This is a genomic window from Nonomuraea sp. NPDC051191 (assembly GCF_044455665.1).
Classification (GTDB): domain Bacteria; phylum Actinomycetota; class Actinomycetes; order Streptosporangiales; family Streptosporangiaceae; genus Nonomuraea.
Map to the genome: position 1 here is coordinate 75,147 of NZ_JBITEZ010000001.1, position 21,395 is coordinate 96,541.

General features: G+C 70.9%; 14 protein-coding genes. 6 read left to right on the forward strand and 8 right to left on the reverse strand.

Annotated elements, in window-relative coordinates; translation table 11 throughout:
• Positions 1-55: 55 nt before the first annotated feature.
• Positions 56-1,462 carry an NAD(P)/FAD-dependent oxidoreductase gene (locus ACIA8R_RS00360; RefSeq protein WP_364099896.1) on the forward strand — a complete coding sequence of 469 codons (1,407 nt, stop codon included), beginning with the start codon at positions 56-58 and terminating at the stop codon, positions 1,460-1,462.
• Here ACIA8R_RS00360 and ACIA8R_RS00365 read toward each other — a convergent pair.
• The 4 genes from ACIA8R_RS00365 to ACIA8R_RS00380 form a co-directional block, all read right to left on the reverse strand.
• Positions 1,450-1,857, reverse strand: a complete 408-nt coding sequence (locus tag ACIA8R_RS00365) for an STAS domain-containing protein (RefSeq protein ID WP_364099893.1) — start codon at positions 1,855-1,857, stop codon at positions 1,450-1,452. The genes ACIA8R_RS00360 and ACIA8R_RS00365 overlap by 13 nt on opposite strands.
• A gap of 111 nt (positions 1,858-1,968) precedes the next feature.
• Positions 1,969-2,967, reverse strand: a complete 999-nt coding sequence (locus tag ACIA8R_RS00370) for a hypothetical protein (protein WP_364099890.1) — start codon at positions 2,965-2,967, stop codon at positions 1,969-1,971.
• Positions 2,964-4,133: a hypothetical protein gene (locus ACIA8R_RS00375; protein WP_357707102.1), complete on the reverse strand. Its 1,170-nt coding sequence runs from the start codon at positions 4,131-4,133 to the stop codon at positions 2,964-2,966. Before ACIA8R_RS00375 ends, ACIA8R_RS00370 begins: the two co-directional genes overlap by 4 nt.
• A 106-nt stretch (positions 4,134-4,239) precedes the next feature.
• Positions 4,240-5,535, reverse strand: coding sequence for a cytochrome P450 (locus ACIA8R_RS00380; RefSeq protein ID WP_397035634.1), 1,296 nt, complete (start codon positions 5,533-5,535; stop codon positions 4,240-4,242).
• Positions 5,536-5,727: 192 nt separating this feature from the next.
• On the opposite strand from ACIA8R_RS00380, the gene ACIA8R_RS00385 reads away from it, so the two are divergent.
• From ACIA8R_RS00385 to ACIA8R_RS00395, 3 genes are all read left to right on the forward strand, one after another.
• Entirely contained in the window at positions 5,728-7,926 is a 2,199-nt protein-coding gene (locus ACIA8R_RS00385; protein ID WP_364099883.1) for a transglycosylase domain-containing protein, read from the forward strand.
• 229 nt (positions 7,927-8,155) lie between these two features.
• Positions 8,156-9,127 (forward strand): LacI family DNA-binding transcriptional regulator, encoded by a 972-nt coding sequence (locus ACIA8R_RS00390; protein ID WP_357707108.1) that lies wholly within the window; start codon positions 8,156-8,158, stop codon positions 9,125-9,127.
• Positions 9,114-10,421: a serine/threonine-protein kinase gene (locus ACIA8R_RS00395; RefSeq protein ID WP_397035637.1), complete on the forward strand. Its 1,308-nt coding sequence runs from the start codon at positions 9,114-9,116 to the stop codon at positions 10,419-10,421. The genes ACIA8R_RS00390 and ACIA8R_RS00395 overlap by 14 nt, the downstream gene beginning before the upstream one ends.
• A 112-nt stretch (positions 10,422-10,533) precedes the next feature.
• On the opposite strand, the gene ACIA8R_RS00400 is transcribed toward ACIA8R_RS00395, so the two are convergent.
• Positions 10,534-11,898 (reverse strand): cellulose binding domain-containing protein, encoded by a 1,365-nt coding sequence (locus ACIA8R_RS00400; RefSeq protein WP_397035639.1) that lies wholly within the window; start codon positions 11,896-11,898, stop codon positions 10,534-10,536.
• Between the two features lie 270 nt (positions 11,899-12,168).
• Here ACIA8R_RS00400 and ACIA8R_RS00405 point away from each other — a divergent pair, with 270 nt between their 5' ends.
• Both ACIA8R_RS00405 and ACIA8R_RS00410 read left to right on the forward strand, forming a co-directional pair.
• A complete protein-coding gene (locus tag ACIA8R_RS00405) occupies positions 12,169-13,239 on the forward strand; it encodes a lytic polysaccharide monooxygenase (protein WP_364099874.1) in 1,071 nt (356 codons plus the stop codon).
• Positions 13,236-13,757, forward strand: coding sequence for a hypothetical protein (locus tag ACIA8R_RS00410; protein ID WP_397035641.1), 522 nt, complete (start codon positions 13,236-13,238; stop codon positions 13,755-13,757). Before ACIA8R_RS00405 ends, ACIA8R_RS00410 begins: the two co-directional genes overlap by 4 nt.
• Positions 13,758-13,887: 130 nt before the next feature.
• On the opposite strand, the gene ACIA8R_RS00415 is transcribed toward ACIA8R_RS00410, so the two are convergent.
• The 3 genes from ACIA8R_RS00415 to ACIA8R_RS00425 form a co-directional block, all read right to left on the reverse strand.
• Positions 13,888-15,480 carry a cellulase family glycosylhydrolase gene (locus tag ACIA8R_RS00415; RefSeq protein WP_397035643.1) on the reverse strand — a complete coding sequence of 531 codons (1,593 nt, stop codon included), beginning with the start codon at positions 15,478-15,480 and terminating at the stop codon, positions 13,888-13,890.
• Between the two features lie 67 nt (positions 15,481-15,547).
• The gene (locus tag ACIA8R_RS00420; protein WP_397035645.1) at positions 15,548-18,310 is read right to left on the reverse strand and encodes a glycoside hydrolase family 9 protein; all 2,763 of its coding nucleotides are present in this window, start codon (positions 18,308-18,310) and stop codon (positions 15,548-15,550) included.
• 11 nt (positions 18,311-18,321) lie between these two features.
• Entirely contained in the window at positions 18,322-21,216 is a 2,895-nt protein-coding gene (locus ACIA8R_RS00425) for a glycoside hydrolase family 48 protein (protein WP_397035647.1), read from the reverse strand.
• Positions 21,217-21,395: the final 179 nt, after the last annotated feature.

The window sequence follows — 21,395 nt, forward strand, 5'->3', positions numbered from 1 at the left end:
CATCACGGGCAGGGCATGAAAGAGTGCGAATCGAGGACGAGCATGGGGAGGCAGCGTGGCTGAGGAGTTCGACGTCATTGTGATCGGGGCCGGTCCGGCGGGCGAGAACGTCGCCGCGCGGGCGGTGCGCGGCGGGCTGAGCGCCGCGATCGTCGAGGAGCGGCTGGCCGGCGGCGAGTGCTCCTACTGGGCGTGCATCCCCAGCAAGGCGCTGCTGCGCCCGGTCGACCTGGCCGGCGAGGTGTCACGGGTGCCCGGCCTCTCGCTCGGGCCGATCGACGTGGACGCGGTGCTCGCCCGGCGCGACGAGGCGGTCTCGCGCTACGACGACTCCGGGCAGGTGAGCTGGATCGAGGGCGTGCCCGCGGAGTTCGTCCGCGGCAGGGGGCGGCTCGACGGCGAGCGGCGGGTGGTCGTCACGACCCCTGACGGCGCCGAGCGGGTGCTCACGGCCAGGCAGGCCGTCGTGCTCGCCACCGGCAGCACGGCCGCGGTCCCGCCGGTGCCGGGCCTGGCCGAGGCGAAGCCGTGGACCAGCCACGAGGTCACCGCCGCGACGAAGGTGCCCGAACGCCTGGTGGTGATCGGCGGCGGCGTGGTCGCCTGCGAGATGGCGCAGGCCATGCACGGGCTCGGCGCGCGGCAGACGACCGTGCTGGTACGCGGCGGCAAGCTGCTCGGCAGGATCGAGCCGTTCGCGGGCGAGCTGGTCGCGCGGTCGTTCGCCGAGGCGGGCATCGACGTGCGCATGCACACCGACGTGGTCAGGGTCGAGCGGCCCGAACCGGGCGGCAAGGTGACCGTGCACCTGTCGGAGGGCCCGCCGCTGGAGGCCGACGAACTGCTGGTGGCCACCGGCCGCGATGTCGCCACGCGCGGGATCGGGCTGGACACGGTCGGCCTGCCCGACGACGCGCCCGTCGAGGTCGACGACAGCATGCGAGCCACCGGCGTCCCGGGCGGCTGGCTCTACGCCGTCGGCGACGTCAACGGCCGCGCACTCCTCACCCACATCGGCAAGTACCAGGCCAGGATCTGCGGTGACGTGATCGCGGCGCGGGCGCACGGCGACGACCTGCCCGCCATGCGCGACCTGGCCGGCGGCTTCGGCGTGCCGCAGGTCGTCTTCACCGATCCGCAGGTCTGCGCGGTCGGCCGTACGGAGGCCGATGCCAGGAAGGCCGGTTTCCGGGTACGCGCGGTCGAGTACGACCTCGGCTCGGTGTCGGGCGCGTACCTGCTGGGCGACGGCTACCGGGGCCGTGCCAAGGCCGTCGTGGACGAGGACAGGAAGGTGCTGCTCGGCGTCACCTTCGCCGGTCCCGGCGTCGGCGAGCTGCTGCACGCCGCCACGATCGCGGTCACCGGCGAGGTGCCGCTCGACCGGCTCTGGCACGCCGTGCCGTCGTTCCCGACCGTGAGCGAGATCTGGCTGCGCCTGCTGGAGACCTACGGGTTGTAGGCGGCGCCCGGCGTCCCCCCGGGCCACGACCGGGGGGCGGGCGGCGTGGCGTCCACCATCAGCTCCGCCACGGTCTCCTCGACGCTGCCGCTCAGCTCGACGTGGGAGAGCAGGTCCGTCAGCCGCAGCACCGACAGCAGGTGCTCCGACGGCCGGACCACGACGATCCGGCCGCCCGGCTCCGCCTCCATCCGCTGCATCGCCGTCGCCAGCACGCCGATGACGGAGGAGTCGTAGAAGACGAGCTCGGCCAGGTCGAAGACGAGGACGGGACCGGCCGACCAGTCCCACACCGTGTGGATGTGGGCGCTGAACCGGGCCCGTCCCGCATGGTCGAGCTCGCCTGTCGCGCGCATGACCGTGCAGTGGAGATGCCGGATCGTCTCGATGCTCAAACCGTTCGCGCCCACCTTCGACAACTGCCCGCAGAGCGGCGTTATCACCGGTGATCACCATTTTCCGGAAATTTCAGGTGCTCACCGGCGGTCGCGGTACGGTGGCCGGCTCTAGTCCGAGGTGCACGACTCCAGCGTCGGCAGGACGCCCGGCAGCCGCTCGATCACCACGAGGAACGGCGAGACCGTGGGGCTCGGCAGGACGAGCTCGGTGACGTTCCCGTGGATGGTCTGCCCGAAGGGCCCCGCCACGCCGTCCCTGAGGCTGTAGACCCGCTCCACCGTGGGGGACGCCGTGCCGAGGAGCTTCCTGGTGGCGTGCCGCAGCCAGCGCAGCTCGCTGTTGACCCGCCGCCAGGTCGCCGGGATCATGCTGGCCGGCTCCGCCTTCGTGCCCAGCCGCAACGTGATCCGGCCACTGGCCCCGAACGTGTCGCGCAGCACCGGGTTGACCATGAACATGCCCGACCGCAGCACGCGGACCCCCTGCCGGTTGAGGTTGGCCAGGCCGCCGCCGCTGATCAGCGAGGACAGCTCGCAGCGGGAGCCGTCCAGGGTGTCGGGGTCGTAGTCGACGGCGGGCGGCTCCTCGAACACGATCTTGTTCAGCCGCAGCCCGGCCACCCCGTCGGCCTGGACCCGGCCGGTCAGGAACGTGCGCACCTCGTCGCAGACGCCGTCGCCCTCCATGACGTCCAGGGCCTCGACGCAGATCAGCCCGTCGTCGGGGATCTCCTCGGGGGTCAGGTCGAAGGCCACGCGGGCGTGCGGGTTCCGGCCGCGCAGCAGCACGCACTGCCGCAGGCGTCCCTGGGAACGGATCTGGACGCACCGGGGCAGCGTGAGGTCGGCGCCCGTCTTGCCGGTGTGCCAGCCGCTGACCGACCGCTCGTCCATGGACAGCGACATCTGCACCCGCAGCGGCCGTCCCTGCGCGGACACCTTGAAGCCGACCAGCCCGGAGGTCTCGAACCTGCCCACGATCTGGCTGCCCCGTTGCAGCCGGTCGATGACCTGGAGGGCGGCGAACCGCCCGCTGGTCACGTGGACGGGCGGGATCGCGGGCAGGATCACCGGGTCGAGCTCTGTGCTGGGTCCTGTTCCGGTCATCGGGCGCTCCTCGCGGGGGTCAGTGTGGTCTTGGCCAGGTCCTGGAAGTCGAATCGGGTGAGTACGGGGTCGCGGCGCTCCCACATGCGGCGCACCGCCTCGAAGAGGGGGTCACCGTCGCGCTCCACGTGCCGCAGGGCGACCGCGAGGGCACGGGGGTAGTCGGGGCCGAGCTCCCAGCGCGGCAGGACCTGGGTCGGCACGTCGGCGCCGCAGCGGCGCAGCCACGACCACAGGCGGGCGCGCTCGCGCTGCTCGGGGCCGAGGATCGTCTCGGCCTTCCCGTGCACGGCGACGGCCTCGCCGAGCCGCTCGCGCAGCTCCTCCGGCGTGCGCACGAGGTGCGTGGCCCCGCAGGCGGCGCCCTCCGACCATCCGGCCTGGATGACGGGCACGCCGAACGCGGGCAGGTCGCTGCCGCCGAACGTGACCGCGACGTCGGTCATGCTCCACAGGATGTTCGTCGACAGCAGGCCGGAGCGCAGGCGGTCGAGGAACAGCCAGTTGGCCGACTCGTCCGCCTCGGCGTACCGCTCGGTCTCCTCGAACAGCTCGGTGTCGCGGCCCGGCATGTGGCCGAACACCGTGATCGTGGGCCGGCCGGCGTCGAGGCGGAGCCTGGAGCAGCCGTAGAGGCGCAGCTGGCGGCGTTCGGTGTCCGTGCGGACCTGGTAGCCCTCCTTGGCCCGCCAGGCCGTACGCTCGGCGCTCGGCCGGATCACCTCCCTGTTGGGCCAGACCCAGCGCTCGAAGAACTCCGCGACCCGGCCGGGCAGCTCCTCGCCGAACGAACCGGGCGTCCGGCCGGGGAACAGCGCGTACGCCTGCAACCCTCCCGTACCGTGCACGTGCACGACGGGGATGTCGGTGCGGACGCCACGATCCATCCGGCTGGTGACCAGGGCGTCGGGCGGCCCCAGATCGGCGGCGGCGCCGAACGCCTCGGCCAGCGGCCGCCACCGCGGGTCGGTGAGCACCACCAGCCGGGCCGACAGCAGCCCGCACACGGCCTTGGCGACCATGACGGTACGCACCACCACCCGGACGTCCTCGTCGAACGCCTCGGCCACCACGCAACCGGTGTCGCCCGCGGTGTCCCCCCAGTACGCCCTGGCGGTCGAGACCAGATGATCGACATGCTCTTCGTCGTCCACGACACGACGCATGAAACCCTCCACCAAGGCCAGGAAGAATCGCCCTGGCAGACGTTGCCAGACCCTCGCGCGCGCACCCGCGCGACAACACGCTTCTTTGCCCGGCGCTGGCCGAATCTCAGACGGCCTCGACCTGGTCGATGACGAAACGGCTGTTGGGCACGGCCGGAGCGCGCCACGACGGCATGCGCAGGTCCTGGGCGGGCACCCCGTACGTCATCCAGCGGGTCAGCGCGGTCACCGCCTGTTTCATCAGGTCCACGGTGATCCACTCGCCGGCGCACCGGTGCCCTTCGTAGTGGTCGCCGCCTCCCTGGGGGACGAAGTCGTACTCGCCGCCGTCCCACTCGGCGAACCGCTCCGGGCGGAACTCGCCGGGACGGTCCCACAGGCGCGAGTCGTGGTCGGTGCCGTACAGGTCGAGCAGGGTCCGCCGGCCCTGCGGGAAGTGCTCGCCGTTCCAGGTGAAGGGCCTGGCCGCCTTGGCGGCGACGAACGGGAAGAACGGGTAGAACCGTCGCACCTCCTGGACGAAGTGCTCGACGAACTGCTCGTCGCCCTCGCGGACGCGCTCGTGGTACTCCGGGTGGGCGTGCAGGGCCATGGCCGCGAACGTCACGAACCTGGCCACCGCCACCGTGGGCCGCAGCACGTTGTGCAGCTCGACGGCCGCGGTCCTGGCCGGGAGCAAGGTGCCGTCGGGGTCCCGGTAACCGGCGATCAGACCGGTCACCGTGCCGGCGAAGCGTTCCGGGTGGTCGCGCGCGCAACGGATCAGGCCGGACAGCCACAGGTCACCCTTGATCCTGGCGTACCGGCCGCGCAGGTAGCGCACGCCGATCCCGCCCGCGCCCTCGATGGCCGCCTGGAACGTGGCGGTGGCGGCGGGCACCCGCGCGGGCGGCAGCGGCACGCCCGTCCAGTCGCAGACCGCCTGGCACAGCAGTTCGCTGACCTCGTCGTACAGGACGACCCGCGGCATGCGCCGCCACGCGCGGATGCGCTCGCGCCAGCGCCGTCCGGCCAGCTCCGTCAGCCGGTCGCGGCCCTGCCTGCCCATCAGCGACATGAACATGGCCTTGCGCGCCCGGTGGGTCTCGCCGTCGAGCGCCTGGACGCCGTCCCTGCCGAACAGCGTCAGCTGGAGCCTGCGGGGCGCGGCGCCCTGCCGGACGAACAGCTCGGGGTCGTAGAAGACCTCGGCGGCCTCGGCCCCGGTCATGCAGGTGACCGGCTGGAGGAGAAGCCGCGTCTCGAAGACGTCGGCGCCGAGCCGCCGCGCCCGGTCCCCGATGAAGCGGTACGGGTCGAACAGAAGGGTCAGGGTGTCGTCCAGGACCGGCCTCCGGCGGGGGGCGGCGACCGGCTCACGGACCCGCGGCTGCTCGCGTGGCAACACTCGGTGAGAAGTCATGACCTGGCCCTATCCCCGCAGACCCGCAGGAAACGAATTCACCGGGAAACACGGCGAACCAAATGCCGTGCTTCGACGTCTCACCCGGGGTAGAAGCATCCACCTCGGCCGCGCGCTTCGTCTTTTTACAGAGAGCAGGTCATGGGCGGGTTTAGGATGCACCCAAAAGCCAAGTTGAGGGGGTTTTTCCGCATGGGTTCCCGAATGTCGGGCGTCGTGCGCCTGACCGGGGCTGCTATGGCCGCGGGAGTGGTGGCCGCGGCCATCGCGTTGCCGGCGGTCGGTGGCACCGGAGCGATGTTCGTCTCGGCGTCCGAGGAACTGAACATCAAGCCGGAGGACCTCAAGGAGCCGCCGCTCGCCGAGAAGACGACGGTCCTCGACGCCAAGGGCAACCAGATCGCCCAGTTCTACGAGGAGTACCGGGAGAACGTCTCGCTCGACGAGGTGGCCGACATCATGAAGACGGCCATCATCTCCATCGAGGACTACCGCTTCTACGAGCACGGCGCGATCGACATCGAGGGCACCGTGCGCGCCCTCGCCAAGAACCTCAGCAGGGGCGGCATCGCCCAGGGTGGCTCCTCCATCACCCAGCAGTACGTCAAGCAGGTGCTGCTCAACTCGGCCACCACCGAGAAGGAGAAGAACGCGGCCCTCGAAGCCAGCTACGCCCGCAAGCTCAAGGAGCTGCGTTACGCGATGGCGGTCGAGGAGAAGTACAACAAGAACGAGATCCTCGGCAAGTACCTCAACATCGCCTATTTCGGCGCGGGCGCGTACGGGGTCGAGGCGGCGGCCAAGCGCTTCTTCGGGGTGTCGGCCTCCGAGCTGACGCTGTGGCAGGCGGCCACGCTGGCCGGCGCCGTCCAGGACCCGAACAGGACCGACCCCAACCTGGGCAAGGACTCCCGCGCGCAGCTGCTCAACCGGCGCAACGTGGTCCTCGACCGGATGCTCGAACTCAAGAAGATCACGCCTGAGCAGCACGAAGAGGCCAGGGCCAAGAAGCTCGGCTACAAGGGCACCCCGCTGCCCGGCGGCTGCGGCGCGAGCCAGTACCCGTACTTCTGCATGTACGTGCGCAACGAGATCCTGAGCAACCCGGCCTTCGGCAAGACCAAGAAGGCCCGCACCCAGTTCCTCAACCGGGGCGGCCTGGAGATCAAGACCACGATCGACCCGAAGATGCAGGAGGCCGCCGAGGAGGCCATCAAGAAGCACGTCTTCGCCTCCGACAACCCGGTGGCCTCCGAAGCGCTGGTCAAGCCGGGCACGGGCGAGATCAAGGCCATGGCCGCCAGCCGCAAGTACGGCAACTCCAAGCGCAAGCACGAGATGTCGTACAACGTGGTGGCCGACGCGGTGCACGGCGGCGGCATCGGCTTCCAGGCCGGTTCGACGTTCAAGACGTTCACGCTGCTCACCGCGCTCAAGCAGGGCATGAAGATCAACGACGGCTTCAACGTCGGCAGCGGCTACACCGCCCCCAACTACTGGGCGTTCAAGAACTGCAAGAACCAGAACGTCGGCGACCCGAGCCACACCGTCACCAACGACGAGGGCGGCGGCGGCTTCAAGTCGCTGGCCACCGGCACCTGGGGCTCGGTGAACACGTTCTTCATGACGCTGGAGCAGAAGGTCGGCCTCTGCAAGGTGGTCGAGACCGCCAAGTCGCTCGGCATCAAGCGCTCCGACGGCGGCAAGCTCCAGGAGTTCGAGACCTTCACGCTCGGCATCAACGAGATGGACCCGGTGACCGTGGCCACGGCCTACGCGGCGATCGGCGCGCGCGGCAAGTACTGCCCGCCCACGGCCATCACCCAGATCACCGACCGCAACGGCAAGGTGACCGAGTACAAGCCCAAGTGCACGCAGGCGTTCGACCCCGAGGTCGCCGACGCGGCGGCGAACATCCTGTCCGGCGTCTTCACCAAGGGCACGATGCGCGGGGTCGGCGGCATCGGCCGTCCGGCGGCGGGCAAGACCGGCACCACCGACGACCAGGCCACCGCCTGGTTCGCCGGGTTCACCCCCGACCTGGCCGGCGCGGTCAGCATCGGCGACCCGCGCGGCTCGACGACCCACAAGCTGAACAGCATCACCATCGGCGGCCGCTACTACCCCTCGGTCTTCGGCGCCTCCATCCCCGGCCCGATCTGGAACGCCACCATGAAGGCCGCGCTCAAGGGCACCCCGGCGACCGACTTCACCCCGGTCGACTCCTCCCGCTTCGGCGGCTGCGGCCAGGGCTGCGCCCCCCGTAGGCAGGAGCCCGACGACAGGGGCCAGGACCTCAACGACGTCAACCCCGACGGCGACTTCGGCCCCGGCCAGGGTTACCAGAACAACAACGGCAACGGCCACGGGCGCGGCAGGGGCCGGCGCTAGGGACGTTCGCGAAGGGGGTATCCGGCACGTCGCGGATACCCCCTATCGGCCGGAAAATATGGATTGATCCGCGCTCACCGCAAAAAGTCTGGCGGTAACCAGCGCCCCTACCTGAGCAGATTCGGAATGGGTTCGCACACCGGGACGCACCCCCTGGGAAGGCCCTATTAACAGCGGCGAAACATTGGTAACGTGGGAGCGCTCCCAGGATCTTTCCGCGAGGTGCTCCATGACCGAGCAGCCCACACTGGCACAGGTGGCGGCCGCTGCAGGGGTTTCCCCCGCGACCGCATCTCGAGTCCTCACGGGCTCGGTGCGGGTCAGTACCTCGACCCGCCGGCAAGTGTACGACGCCGTCTCCCGCATGGGCTACGTCCGCCAACGCGCGCCCAGGGGAAGCGCCGCCAAGACGCTGACCGACGGCGTCACGGCGGTGATCTGCGACCATCTCCCCCGCCTGTTCTCCGAGCCCTACTACGCCAGGCTCCTGTCCGCCGCCGGAGCGGTGATCGCCGAGCACGGCACCCACCTCATGGTCACGACCGTGACGCCCACCTCCTCGACGCTCCCGGCGCTGTCGGGCGCCGTGCTCATCGTCGGCGCGCGAGAACGCCATCCGCTGGCCATCAAGCTGTCCACCGCGGGCATCCCGGTCCGCAACATCGGCCGGCCGCCGCACGACCTCAAGCTGCCCTACGCCGACGTGGACAACCTCGACGGCGGCCGGCAGGCGGCCGAACACCTGCTGTTACAGGGCCGCAGGAACGTGGCCGCCATCGGCGGCCCGCCGTCCCTGCCCGCCGCCCGCGACCGTCTCGAAGGGCTCGTACGCACCCTTCAGGCGGCCGGCGCCCCCGACGTGCCCGTGGCGTACGGCGACTTCACCGCGGCCTCGGGCACGCACGCCATGCAATGGCTGTTACGCCACGCGCCCGGCCTCGACGCCGTCTTCGTCGCCTCCGACCTGATGGCGGCCGGCGCGATCCAGGCCCTTCGCCGGGCCGGCCGCAAGGTCCCCTCGGACGTCGCCGTGATCGGCTTCGACGACGCCCCCGTGGCCCGGCACACCGTCCCGGCACTGACCACCGTCCGCCAGCCCGTCGAGGAGCTCGCCACGGTCGCCACCCGCCTGCTCCTGACGGGGGCGACGGGGATCGACCCCGTCCTCCCCACGGAACTGGTCATCCGTGAGTCAGCTTGAGCCGGGGGACGTGCTGGCCCGGCGGTACCTGCTGCTGGACCCGCTGGCCCACGGCGGCATGTCGGTCATCTGGCGTGCCTTCGACCAGTCGTTGCAGCGGCTGGTCGCGGTCAAGGTGCTGACCGCCTCGCTGCACACCGACCACGGCGAACGCGTCCGGGTGCGCAGCGAGGCCCGTGCCGCGGCCCGGTTCATCCACCGCGACTCGATCGAGATCTACGACTACGGCGAGGCCGTCACCGCCAAGGGCGGCGTGGCCGCGTACGTGGTGATGCCCCTGCTCGACGGCACCCCGCTGGCCGAGCGCATCGCCGAGGGGCCGCTGCCGTGGACCGAGGCGGCGGCCATCGCCCAGCGGCTGGCCCGCGTGCTGATGGCCGGGCACGCCCGCGGCCTGGTCCACCGGGACGTCACCGCCGAGAACGTGCTGCTCACCGCCGACGGCCCGAAGCTGCTCGACTTCGGCATCGCCGCCTGGGCCGGCGACCCCGACGACGACCGCGGCACCCCTCCCTACGTCGCCCCCGAACGCCTCCTCGGCGCCCCCACCCACCCGGCCGTGGACGTGTACGCCCTGGGCGTGCTGCTGTTCGCCATGCTCACCGGGCGCACCCCGTACCCGGAGACCACGTGGGAGGAGATCGAGGCGGCGCGCCGGACCGATCCACCGCCCCGAGTGACCGGCGTGCCGTACGGCGTCGCCTCGCTCTGCCAGAGCTGCCTGGCGCACCTGCCCGAGGAGCGGCCCACGGCCGAGTCCATCGTCGCCTCGCTGACCTCGGCGCTCGGCACGGCCGGGATCGCCCGGCAGGTGCGGCGCGGGCTGACGGTGGCGGGGTCGGCGCTGGTGGCGCTCACCGTGCTGCTGTGGTTCCAGCGGGCCGCGCCGGAGCCGGTGCTGTCGCCGCGGATCGCGCCGACGTCCGCACCGGCCGTGACGCCGTCGGCTTCGGCGTCGGCTTCGGCGTCGGCCTCCCGGGTGGTCGAGAGCGCGCCGGCCGGGTCGGTCACCGTCGAGCAGGCGGTGGACGGCTTCCACGACTCCCTCGAAGACGGCAAGCCGTGCGACGCGACCGACGCGGACGTGGTGCTCGACCTCAAGCAGGTACTCGACTCGGTGGTGCGCAACTCGGTGGTGCGCGGCTCGGTGGTGCGCGGGCCCGAGGTCACCGGCATGGCCGAGCTGCGGCGCAAGGTCGCCGACCGGGCCAGGGAGGGCCGCCTGGCCCCCGCCTGCCGCGCGGAGCTTGAGGCCAAGCTCAAGGTGATCGACCGTGCCATGAAGCCGGACTGAGGGACACGACCGCTCCGCATTCCCGCCCGCCCGGGGCAGAGCTCATCCGCCGGGGCCAGGGGCGCGCCTTCGCCGGGGTCGGGCCAAGGCGCACCCCTCCCGCCCGCCAGGGTCAGGTGCAGGTGTAGCCCGCGGGGACCTGGGTGTCGCCGGTGGGCCTGCTGGCCTGGAAGCCGAAGGTGGTGCTCGCGTTCGGGGCCAGGGTGCCGTTGTAGGGGAGGTTCCGCACGGTCACGACACCGCCGCCGACGGAGACGTTCGCGCCCCACGACCCGGTGATCGTGTGGCCCTGCGGGAGCGTGAAGGTGACGGTCCAGCCGTTGATCGTGGCCGTGCCGCGGTTGGTGACGGTGACCGGCTGGATGACGTAGCCGTTGCTCCAGGCGTTCTGGGTGATCGCGGTCGCGGCGCAGCCGCCGCCTCCGCCGCCGTTCTGGGTGGTGACCGTGACGGCGGCGGACTCGGGCGAGAGGTTGCCCGCGCCGTCCCGGGCCCTGACGCGGTAGCGGTACGTCGTGGCGGGGGTCAGGCCGGTGTCGGTGTAGGAGGTCGTGGCGCTGGTGCCGACCTGGGTGAAGGTGTCGCCGGTGGCGCGCAGGATGTCGTACCCGGCCAGGCCGCTGCCGCCGGTGTCGGTGGAGGCGCCCCAGGTGAGCGTGGTGGCGGCGGCCGTGGTGCCGGAGGCCGTCGGGGTGCCCGGCGTGGTGGGCGGCGTGCGGTCGGTCGTGCCGCCGCCGGAGCCGAAGGAGAAGGAGTCGACGGCCAGCCCGGCGCCGCCCACCCAGGGCTCGAACCCGGCCTGGACGCTGGTCAGGTACCAGGAGCGCTGGGCGTAGCCGCGGCTGACGGCGTCGGAGTAGAAGGTGTCGACGGCGAAGTCGAGCGAGGGGGTCGCCGAGGTGCGCACGTAGGAGACGACGTTCCAGCCGATGTTGCCGTACCAGACCTGCCAGGTGCCGCCGGCCAGGGTCACCGTGCCGACCTGGGAGCCGACCGGCTGGATCGAGCCGCGCTTGTTGAGCCAGATCATCAACTCCGCGCCGGTGTTCTGGCCGTCGGTGCGCGGGGTGGGGTCGAACCAGATGTCGTAGGCGGCGTCCCAGGTGCCGGAGCCGGGGTAGGTCATGGCGACCGCCGACCTCAGCGCGCCGAAGCCCGCCGAGCCGGCCTGCACGGGCAGGCCGCTGCCGGAGGTGCAGGCGGCGTAGTGGCAGCCGGCGTAGATGGCCGGGTAGGCGGCCGGGGCGCCGTTCGTGGCCTTGTCGTGCTCGGACCGGGTGACGGTGAAGCCGCCGTTCTGGTTGACGTCGACGCACTGCGCGGTGTCGGCGCCCCAGACGTTGTTCATGACGATGTAGCGGTCGTTCTGGACGGTGGTCGAGCCCCACTTCTCGCACAGCACCGGGGCGGCCTGCGCCGGTGCCGGGAACAGGCCAGCGCCGAGTAACGCCGCGACGGCCAGGACGATGATCTGCACGCGCCTCATGGCATGTTGCTCCCGCTTCTCTGGTCGAGGGAGGTGCTGGGAGCGCTCCCAACGTTCAGGGTCCCGGCGTCGGGCCTCCTACGGCAAGCAGCCCCGCCACCGCCCGCCGCCCCGGTGCCGGGCCACCAGGGCAACCGTGACCACGATCGGCTGAAAGTTTCACACCGCGTTGTCGGGACGCCGGTCGCCGTGGTTCAATGCGCTGGCCGGGCGGGCTGATCGTGGGCAGATTCCTGTGTTCCCCTGCGCGAAGGAATCCCCATGAAACACTTCCGGACGGCGGTCCTCACCGCCGCCCTCATCCTGCTGACCACCGTACTGATCGCGCCGCAACAGGCGCAGGCCCACGGCGTGTCCATGTTCCCCGGAGCACGGACGTTCCTGTGCTGGCAGGACGGCCTGCGCGAGAACGGCCAGATCCAGTCCTACAACCCGGCCTGCGCGGCGGCCGTCGCCCAGAGCGGCCCGACCCCGCTGTACAACTGGTTCGCCGTGCTGCGTTCCGACGGCGCCGGGCGTACCAGCGGCTTCATCCCCGACGGCCAGCTCTGCAGCGGCGGCACCGGCGGCCCCTACGACTTCACCGCCTACAACGCCGTACGCTCCGACTGGCCGCAGACGCACCTGACCTCGGGCGCGAGCATCCAGATGCGGCACAGCAACTGGGCCCAGCACCCCGGCACGTTCGTCTACTACGTCACCAAGAACGGCTGGAACCCCGACGGGCCGCTCAAGTGGTCGGACCTGGAGTCGTTCGGCAGCGTCACCAACCCGCCCGCCAGCGGCGGCCCCGGCGGGCTCAACTACTACTCCTGGAACGCCCAGCTCCCCTCCGGCAAGACCGGGCGTCACATCATCTACACGCACTGGATCCGCTCCGACAGCAACGAGAACTTCTACAGCTGCTCCGACGTCGTCTTCGACGGCGGCAACGGCCAGGTCACGGGCGTCGGCCCCGGCGGCGGCACGCCTTCAGGCACCCCCACCGCCACCCCGACCGTCACCCCGACGGTTCCCCCTCCAGGCGGCTGCTCCGCCACCTGGAAGGCCACCGACACCGGCTGGGCCGGTCACTTCCAGGGCGAGGTGACGGTGAAGAACACCGGCACCGCCTCGCTGAACGGCTGGACGGTCAAGTGGACCTACGCCGGCGGCCAGGGCTTCGACGGCACCCCCTGGAACGGCGTGCTCTCCTCCCAGCCACCGAACGTGTCCATGAAGAACGCCTCCTACAACGGCCAGCTCGCGCCGAACGCGACCACCACGTTCGGCTTCAACGCCACCGGCTCGATCCCGAGCCCCGCACCCACGCTGACCTGCACGAGCCCGTGAACGCAACCCGTCGCGGGCAGATCGCGGCAGGCGTCGCCCTGGCCGGCCTGGCGCTGGCCGGGGTGACGCTGTTCGCCGTCGACCAGGGGTCGGCGCGGCTCGACCAGGAGCTCGCCGCCCAGGTGACGCTGATCCTCGAACGCGCCACGCCCGAGGAGCACCACGACCACGGGCACGGGTTCGAGTCGCAGGTGGTGTGCGCGGTGGAGCCGTTCGGCACGGACCCGCCGGACGCCGCCGGCCTGGCCGAGGTGCGCTGGGTCTACGCGCGGCACCTGTGCGCGATCGTCGGCGAGAGCCGCGACTGGGCCATGTCCGTGCGGGCGTCGGGGCCCATCGCCGTACGGCTGGGTGTGCCGCCGCAGGTCAAGGTGCCGGCGGACGGGCCGGGGTACCCGGAGCGGGTCAGGGAGCTGATCCCGGGGCGCTACCACGAGGAGGCGTTCGCCGAGTTCTCGGACGAGGCGGCCATCGACGCGGCCCGCGCACGCTTCACCCAAGCCCTCACCCCCGGCTGACCCGACGCCTCTGGCGGGTGGATCGCGTAAACGGACGCGGCCGGGAGGGGGTTCGCCGGCCGCGTCCGTCCCATCCGGGCGGGATGGTGTCGCGGGCAGGGTCAGCCGATCGGCCTCACCTCCTCCTTCTCTAGCCGGCGCAGGTGTAGCCGGACGGAACGGACGTGTCGCCGCTCGGACGCCCGGCCTGGACCCCGAAACCGGTGGCGGAGCCGGGGGCGAGCGTGCCGTTGTAGCCCAGGTTCTTCGCCGTCACGGTCCGCCCGCTGACCGTCACCGCGGCGTTCCAGAAGCCGGTCACGGTGTGGCCCGCGGGCAGCGTGAACGTCACCGTCCAGCCGTTCCTGGTGGTCGTGCCGGTGTTGGTCACCGTGACGGGTTGCAGGACGTACCCGTTGCCCCACTGGCTCTGGACGGTCCCCACGGCCGTGCAGCCGCCGTCGCCGCCACCGGCCAGGGTGGTGAAGGAGGCCGTGGGCGAGGCGGCCGACTGGTTGCCGGCGGCGTCCCTGGCCTTCACGTACACCTGGTAGGCGGTCGAGGGTGCCAGGCCGGTCAGGGAGATCGAGGTCGTGGCCGTCGCCCCGAGCGGGGTGCCGGTCGAGGTGTAGACGTCGTAGCCGGTCACGCCGACGTTGTCGGTGGCGGCCGTCCAGGTCAGGGTGGCGCCGGACGAGGTGACGTTCGAGGCCGACGGGGTGCCGGGTGCGCTCGGCGGGGTGGGGTCGGTGGTGCCGCCGCCGTAGACGGACGCCTGCCTGGCGGTCGCGGCGATGCCGTTGGCGCCGTTGAACAGCCGCCGGCCCCACGAGGTGAGCTGGCTGACGTCGAAGCCGGTGACCTGGTCCAGGTACTCGACGCCGCCGCCGTTGCCGCTCCACGACCAGCCGAGGTAGCCGAGGCCGCGGCTCACGGCCTGAGCCATGATCGTGTCCTCGTCGGGGTTGCCGTCGGAGTGGTCGAACCCGAACTCGCCGACGACCAGCGGCAGCCCGGCGGTCCGGAACGCGTCCATGTACGACGTGATCTCGGCGGCCGTGTCGTAGACGCCGTACATGTGCACGGAGAAGATCGTGTTCTTGTCGGGGTCGGCGTTGAAGACGGACGTGGCGTTGTCCCGCATGACGTTCTGCCAGTCCTGCCCCCAGGCGGGGGCGTCCACCATGAGCGCGTGGTGCAGGCCGTTGGCGCGCAGCTTCTGGATCGCGGCCTTGGTGGCGTCGGCCCAGCCGGGGGTGGTGGCGTTGTTGCCGATCGGCTCGTTGCCGATGTTGACGACGACGTAGTCCTCCTGGCCGACCAGGGCGCTCTTGACGCCGATCCAGTAGTCGGCGGCCTGGTCGAGGGTGTACGCGCCGCTCTGCTCGCCGTACCCGGTGGTGTCATGGTCCTCCAGCACGCAGATGAGCTTGTTCTGCTTGCACAGGGAGACCACGTCGGCCACGTCGGAGACGGAGTTGGCGCTCCACCGGCCGCCGCTGAGCACGACGCGCACGGTGTTGGCCTTCAGCGACTTGATGTCGGCGAACGCCTTGGTCTGGCCGGGGTACCAGGTGTGGGCGTGGCTGGTGCCGCGCATCACGAACTCCTGGCCGTTGCCTTCCAGGATCTTCGTGCCGCTCACGTGGATGCCGGTGGCGGCCTGCGCCGCGGTGCCCGGCAGGACCAACGAAGCGGCCACGAGCGCGGCGGCGAGAACCGGCGCGGTGAACAGTGATCGCATGGGCTGCCTTTCACTGAGCCGCGGAACCGCCCGCCCCGCCGTCGTCGCGGCGGGGCGGGGGTTCGGCTCAGGCGAGGGTGCAGGTGATCGGGTCGGGGGTGACGGGGGTGCCGTTGGCGATGAAGCCGAACGTGGTCGCGGCGCCGGGGGCGAGCCCGCCGTTCCACGCCTCGTTCCTGACCGACACGTTCGAGCCGGTCTGGGTGAGCCTGCCGCCCCAGAGCTGGGTGATCTGGCCGGCCGACGACCAGGCGGCCGTCCAGCCGGTGACGGCCGCGGCGCCGGTGTTCTTGACCGTCACCTCGGCCTGGTACGCGCCGTTCCAGAAGTTGGTGACCTTGAACGTGGCCGCGCAACCGCCGGTCGGCGCGTCCGCGGTGGTGAACGCCGTGCCGTCGGAGGCCGGCGAGCTGTTGCCCGCCGCGTCCCTGGCCACCACCGAGACGGTGTACGCCGTCGCGGGGCTGAGCCCGGTCAGGTCGTACGACGTGCCGGTGGCCGTGCCCGCCTTGGCGGCGCCGAGGTAGACGTCGTAACCGCTCACCCCGACGTCGTCCGTCGAGGCCGCCCAGCTCACCTTCGCACCCGAGCCGGTGATGCCCGAGACGGACGGTTTGCCGGGTTTGCTGGGCGGTGTTCTGTCCTCGCTGTTGGTGGTGGTGAACGCCGTCTCGTCCGAGGCCGCCGAGGTGTTGCCCGCCGCGTCCCTGGCCACCACGTGGGCGGCGTAGGCCGTGGCAGGGGTGAGCCCGCTCAGGTCGAAGGTGGTGCCGGTGGCCGTGCCCGCCTTGGTGGACCCCAGGTAGACGTCGTAACCGGTCACTCCCACGTTGTCCGTGGAGGCCGTCCAGGTCAGCTTCGCCGCCGTGCCCGTGATCCCGGAGACCGTGGGCTTGCCCGGCTTGCTGGGCGCTGTCGTGTCCTGCTCCTCCGGCCCCGGGGGCTCACCCCAGATCTTGGTGGCGCCGCTGTGGAGGGTGATGTTCTTCGTCAGCACCGGCGTCGCGCCCGGCGTCACCGGGATGCCCTTGTACGACCAGTCGTCGGTCGGGTCCCAGGAGCCCGTGCTGGTGATCCTGAACTGCACCTCCCTGCGGTGCTGCGACTGCCCGGCCGGGGCGATGGCCTGCCCGGAGCAGTCGATGTTCACGTAGTACACGCGCCCGCCCGCCGAGCCGAGCGTCGGGGCCTTGCACTGCGTGTACGCCGACGACACGCTGACCTGCGAGGCGGTCGTCGAGCCGTCGAGGGTGAAGTAGTAGCGGAACGAGCCGTCCGACAGGACCCGGGCGGGCCAGGCCGACTGGTTGCGGACGATGGCCTTGATCTCGGTGAAGTTCGTGCCGGAGGCGTTCACGCCGGCCTCGACGAAGATCTCCGGGCCGTCCGGGGTCTCGGCGGGCGGGAAGTTCGCCGCGGGCGCTCCCCCGTACTCCTTGTAGAGCCGGGCCACGGCGCTGGTGAAGCCCGCGTTGTAGTCGGTCGCGACCTCGTTCATGACGTAGTCGTCGCGCTTGTCGGTGTAGACGTCGTCGGGGTCGGGCGGGCCGCCGACCAGCGCGCCGTACAGGGTGTGGCGGCTGTCGACCGGGTTGGTGATCTGGTCGGTCCACGAGCCGTGCGCCGTACGGTGGTGCGGGTTCTTCGGCGGGTTCGCCCCGAATCCGATTAGGTACGAGGAGTTGCGCGGGTTGTCGCCGAGCGCGTAGTTGATCTGCCGGACCGCGAAGTCGTGGTAGCGCGCCTTGCGGTCGGGATCGGTGATCGAGTCGCTGTGCACGAGCGCGACGAACGAGGTGTTGGCCGCGTACCGCAGCGACCCCCACCGGTCCAGCACGGCCTCGCCGCCCGGCGAGTACTTGACCTTGGAGCCGTTGACGCCGACCGTCCACCAGTCGAGCCAGCGGTTGGCGTCGTCGAGGTACCTCTGCTTGCCGGTGAGCTTGTGCAGCAGCACGTACGCGCCGTACGACTTGTCGTCCCACGCGATCGTCCACTTGTACGACTTCGTCGTGGTCTGCGGCTCGTTGCCCAGGTTGTCGTAACCGGCCTCGGCCTTGGCCAGGTAGGCGGCGTCGTTCGTGGCCCGATAGAGCCAGATCGCCCCCCAGACCAGCTCGTCGTTGAAGCCGCTCCAGGAGTTGTAGTAGCCCTGGGCGTCGCTGATGCAGTCGCTGTACTTCTTCCTGACCGTGTCGGCGAAGGAGTAGAGCTGCTTGGCGTGCGTCACCAGCTTGTCGGCGTAGGCCGGATCGGTCGGGCGGAAGACGATCGACGAGGCCGCCATCGCCGCCGCCGTCTCCCCCGCCAGGTCCGAGCCGCCGCAGGACGCGTCGATCTTGTAGGCGGGCCGGTTCATCTGCATGGCCTCGGCCGGGCCCCACCAGGCGTGGTCGGTGCCGCCGTTGCCGACCTGCCCGTACAGCACGTTGGCCGACGGGTGGGCCTTGACGAAGTAGTCGTTGACGAACCTCAGGTTGTTCAGCAGGTGGGTGAGCTGGCCGGAGCCCGCGTAGGCGTCGCGGTACTCGACACCGCCCCAGGCCAGCATCGTGGCCGAGAAGGCCATCGGGAAGCCGAACTTGACGTGGTCGCCCGCGTCGTACCAGCCTCCGGTCAGGTCCAGCCCGGCGTCCTTGCCGTCGTTCATGCCCGAGTCGCCGCGCCAGGAGACGCGGTTCCAGCCGGGCAGGTCGCCCGACTGCTGGGCCTCGTAGAACCACAGCGACTTCTGCAGCGCCTCACCGTAGGCGAAGGCGGGCGCGGCCGCGTGGGCCACCGGCCCCACCCCTGCGAGCAGGGGCAGGACCAGCGACGCCGCGGCGATCATCGCCGCTTTTCTCACGGGAAGAGCCGCCCGTACTCGGCCAGGGCCACGGCCACGTCCACCTGCGCCCAGAAGCGGTGGTAGTTGAACGTGGGCGCGGGGCCCGTGCCCTGGAGGTAGGCGTTCACCTTGGGCCAGTCGGGGTCGTTCTTGTAGAAGGACCTGATCGACATGAACGTCGAGCTGGAGTTGATCGTGTCGCCGTTCGGCATCTTGCCGGTCCAGCCCGGGGGCACGTAGACCGGGTCGTTCAGCCGCTTGTAGTCGGTCTTGGTCTCCGGCACCGACACGCCCTTGGCGTCGCGGTTCTTCCACACGCCGTCCAGCAGCGCCTTGGCCATGTTCCTGGCCGCGGTGTTGTTCGCCTTGGCCGCGTAGTACATCAGCGTCTTGGCGTACGAGCCGGCCACGCCGACGTCGTTGGTGTAGTCGGCGACCGTCACGTGCAGGCCGGGGTTGGGCGGCGGCATGACGTTCGGGTCGCTGAAGTCGGCGACGGGCTGACCGGTCCACTTCAGCGTCGACGGGATCTGGTACGTGCCGTCCGCGTTGATCGTGGTGTTGGCCATCGCCCAGGAGACCCACTTGTCCAGCAGCGCCTTGGCGTCGGCGTTGCCCGAGGCGTAGTAGAGCTCGGCCACCCGCTCCATGGTCCACGCCTGGAACCCGAACCACTGGTTCGACGGCGGGTCGTGGTAGACGGGCTGCCAGTCGTAGGTCATGCCGTGGAACTTCGGCAGGCCGGCCGGCGGGGTGGCGTAGTGGCCCTCCCAGCTGTTGGTCGCGCCGCCCGCGATGGCGCCCTCGGCGGACTGGAGCCAGGTGTAGAACTGGAGCTGGCGGGTCAGGCTGGTGCTCCAGTCGGCCGCGCCGGTGCCGCTCTTGGGCTTCAGCTCGGCCACGTTCGCCAGCGCCCAGGCCGCGAGCGGGTTCTGGTAGCCGGAGTGGTTGTGGCTGGAGCCGATGCGCCAGGCCCAGCCCGCGCTGGAGTCGGTCGCGCCGCCCCAGGCGTAGTACCAGGACAGCAGGTAGTTGGAGGCGTCCTTGCCGGTGCCCGCGGCGCACGAGGTGCTGGTGCAGCCGGGCTTCTTGAAGTACTTGTCGTACATCGCGTAGCGCAGGTAGTCGCCCATCTTCGCGGCCTTGGCGACCGACGCCGAGATCTGCGACTCCTTGCCCTGCTGCTTGGCCCACGTCTGCGCCCAGTACGCGGCCTGCACGGCCCTGGCGTCGGCGTCGGGCGCGTTGGTGTACTTCCACTGCTTGGCGTACGAGCTGTCCTTGATGAACAGGTCGAGATATCCGTTCGTCCCACCGTGCTTGAAGGTGTCGCAGGACGGCTGCGGGATCGTCTCGAAGACCGACTCCTCTGGCCCGCGCTGGTAGGTGTTGATGTAGGCGGGCCTGGTGGTGCCGTCGCCGCAGCGTCCGAAGCCGTAGGTGTTGTCGACGTCGAGCAGCCAGTGCATGCCGTAGACGTCGCCGGTGCCGTACGCGCTCTTCAGCTCGTTGGCCAGCGGGTCGGAGCCCACCGAGACGCCGGAGTCGATCTGCGTCGGGTACTGCTTGATGTCGTTGTACTCGGCCGCGTACGTGGCCGGCTTCGAGGGGTTGTAGAAGGAGTTCGTCGGCTGGTCGGCGGTCGCGGGGATGATGTACTTCTCCATCGAGGCCCAGGCGTTGTTGAACTTCGCCCAGTCACCGGTCACCTGCCCGTAGGTCGCCTCCAGCCACAGGTAGTAGCTGTAGGCCTCGGACGTGGTCTCGTGCCCCTGGTCGGGCGCCTCGACCATGAACGTCTCCACCGAGTGGTACGGCACGCCCTCGGGCGAGAAGTACCCGTTGGCCGGGTCGTGCAGCTCGTTGTACATCTCCACGAAGCGCTTGACGTACTCATTGTCGCCGCCGAGGTCGTCGTCCGCCTCGCTGGCGGTGACCTTGACCGGGGTGTAGCCGGTCGCGCTCACCGTGAACTCGGCGGTGCCGCTGGTGGTGTCGGCGTCGTCCGCCGCCGCCAGGGTGACGTTCTGGGCGGTGTTCCAGTTGGCGGGCGTGAAGGTGAGCGTGCCGCCCGAGCCGACGGTCAGGTCGGCGTCACCGCTGGTGCGGGCGGTGGTGACGGACACGTTCGCGGCGGGCGCCTGCGAGAGCTTCACGCCGAAGCTCGCCGTCCCCTTCTCCGGCACGGAGATCGTGAGCGGGCTGACCACGAGGGCTGGCCCGGTGTTCTGCGAGACGGTGATCCCGACGGGGGCCGAGGTCGTGGTCGCGCCGCCGTTGTCGGTGGCCTTCGCGGTGATCGAGTAGCTGCCCGCGGCCACGTTCTGCCAGGTGTAGCCGTAGGGCGCCGAGGTGTCGGTGCCGAGCAGCGTCGAGCCCTGGTAGAAGTCGACCTTGGAGACCGTGCCGTCGGTGTCGGCGGCGTTCGCGGCGATGGCCACGGTGGCCGGGGCGGTGTACGTCTGGCCGGCGGTGGGCGAGGTCAGCCCCACCGTGGGCGGGGTGTTGGCGCCGCCGCAGGTCACGCCGTTCACCGTGAACGAGGTCGGGTTCGGGTTGCTGCCCGTCCAGGTGCCGTTGAAGCCGAGCGTCGTCGAGGCGCCGGTGGCCAGGCTGCCGTTCCACGGCATGTTGGTCGCGGTGACGTGCGTGCCCGACTGGCTCCAGTTGGCGCTCCAGCCGGTGGGCGTGTACTTCTGGCCCGCAGTCGGGAAGTCGAAGCCGAGCGTCCACGAGGTGATCGGGTCGCCGGTGTTCTTCAGCGTCAGGTTGGCGGTGAACCCGCCCTGACCTGGGCCGCTCGTCCACTGGTTGGCGGTGTACGTCACGTCGCAGGCGACGGCCGCGTGCGCGGGAAGCGCGGCGAGGGTCGTGGTCGTGCCCGCCGCGAGGACGAGCGTCGTGGCCACGGCGAGCCGCCTCGATAAGCGGGAAAGGCGGGAAGGAGGTCTGTGCTTCACGGGATCTCCATGGGAGTAGGGGTGTGGGAGCGCTCCCAAAGGGGATTGTGGATGCCCGGCGGCGTATGTCAACGGATCGGCCGTCCGGCGGCCCCCGCGTTTCCTCTCACCAGGCTGCCGATGATGAA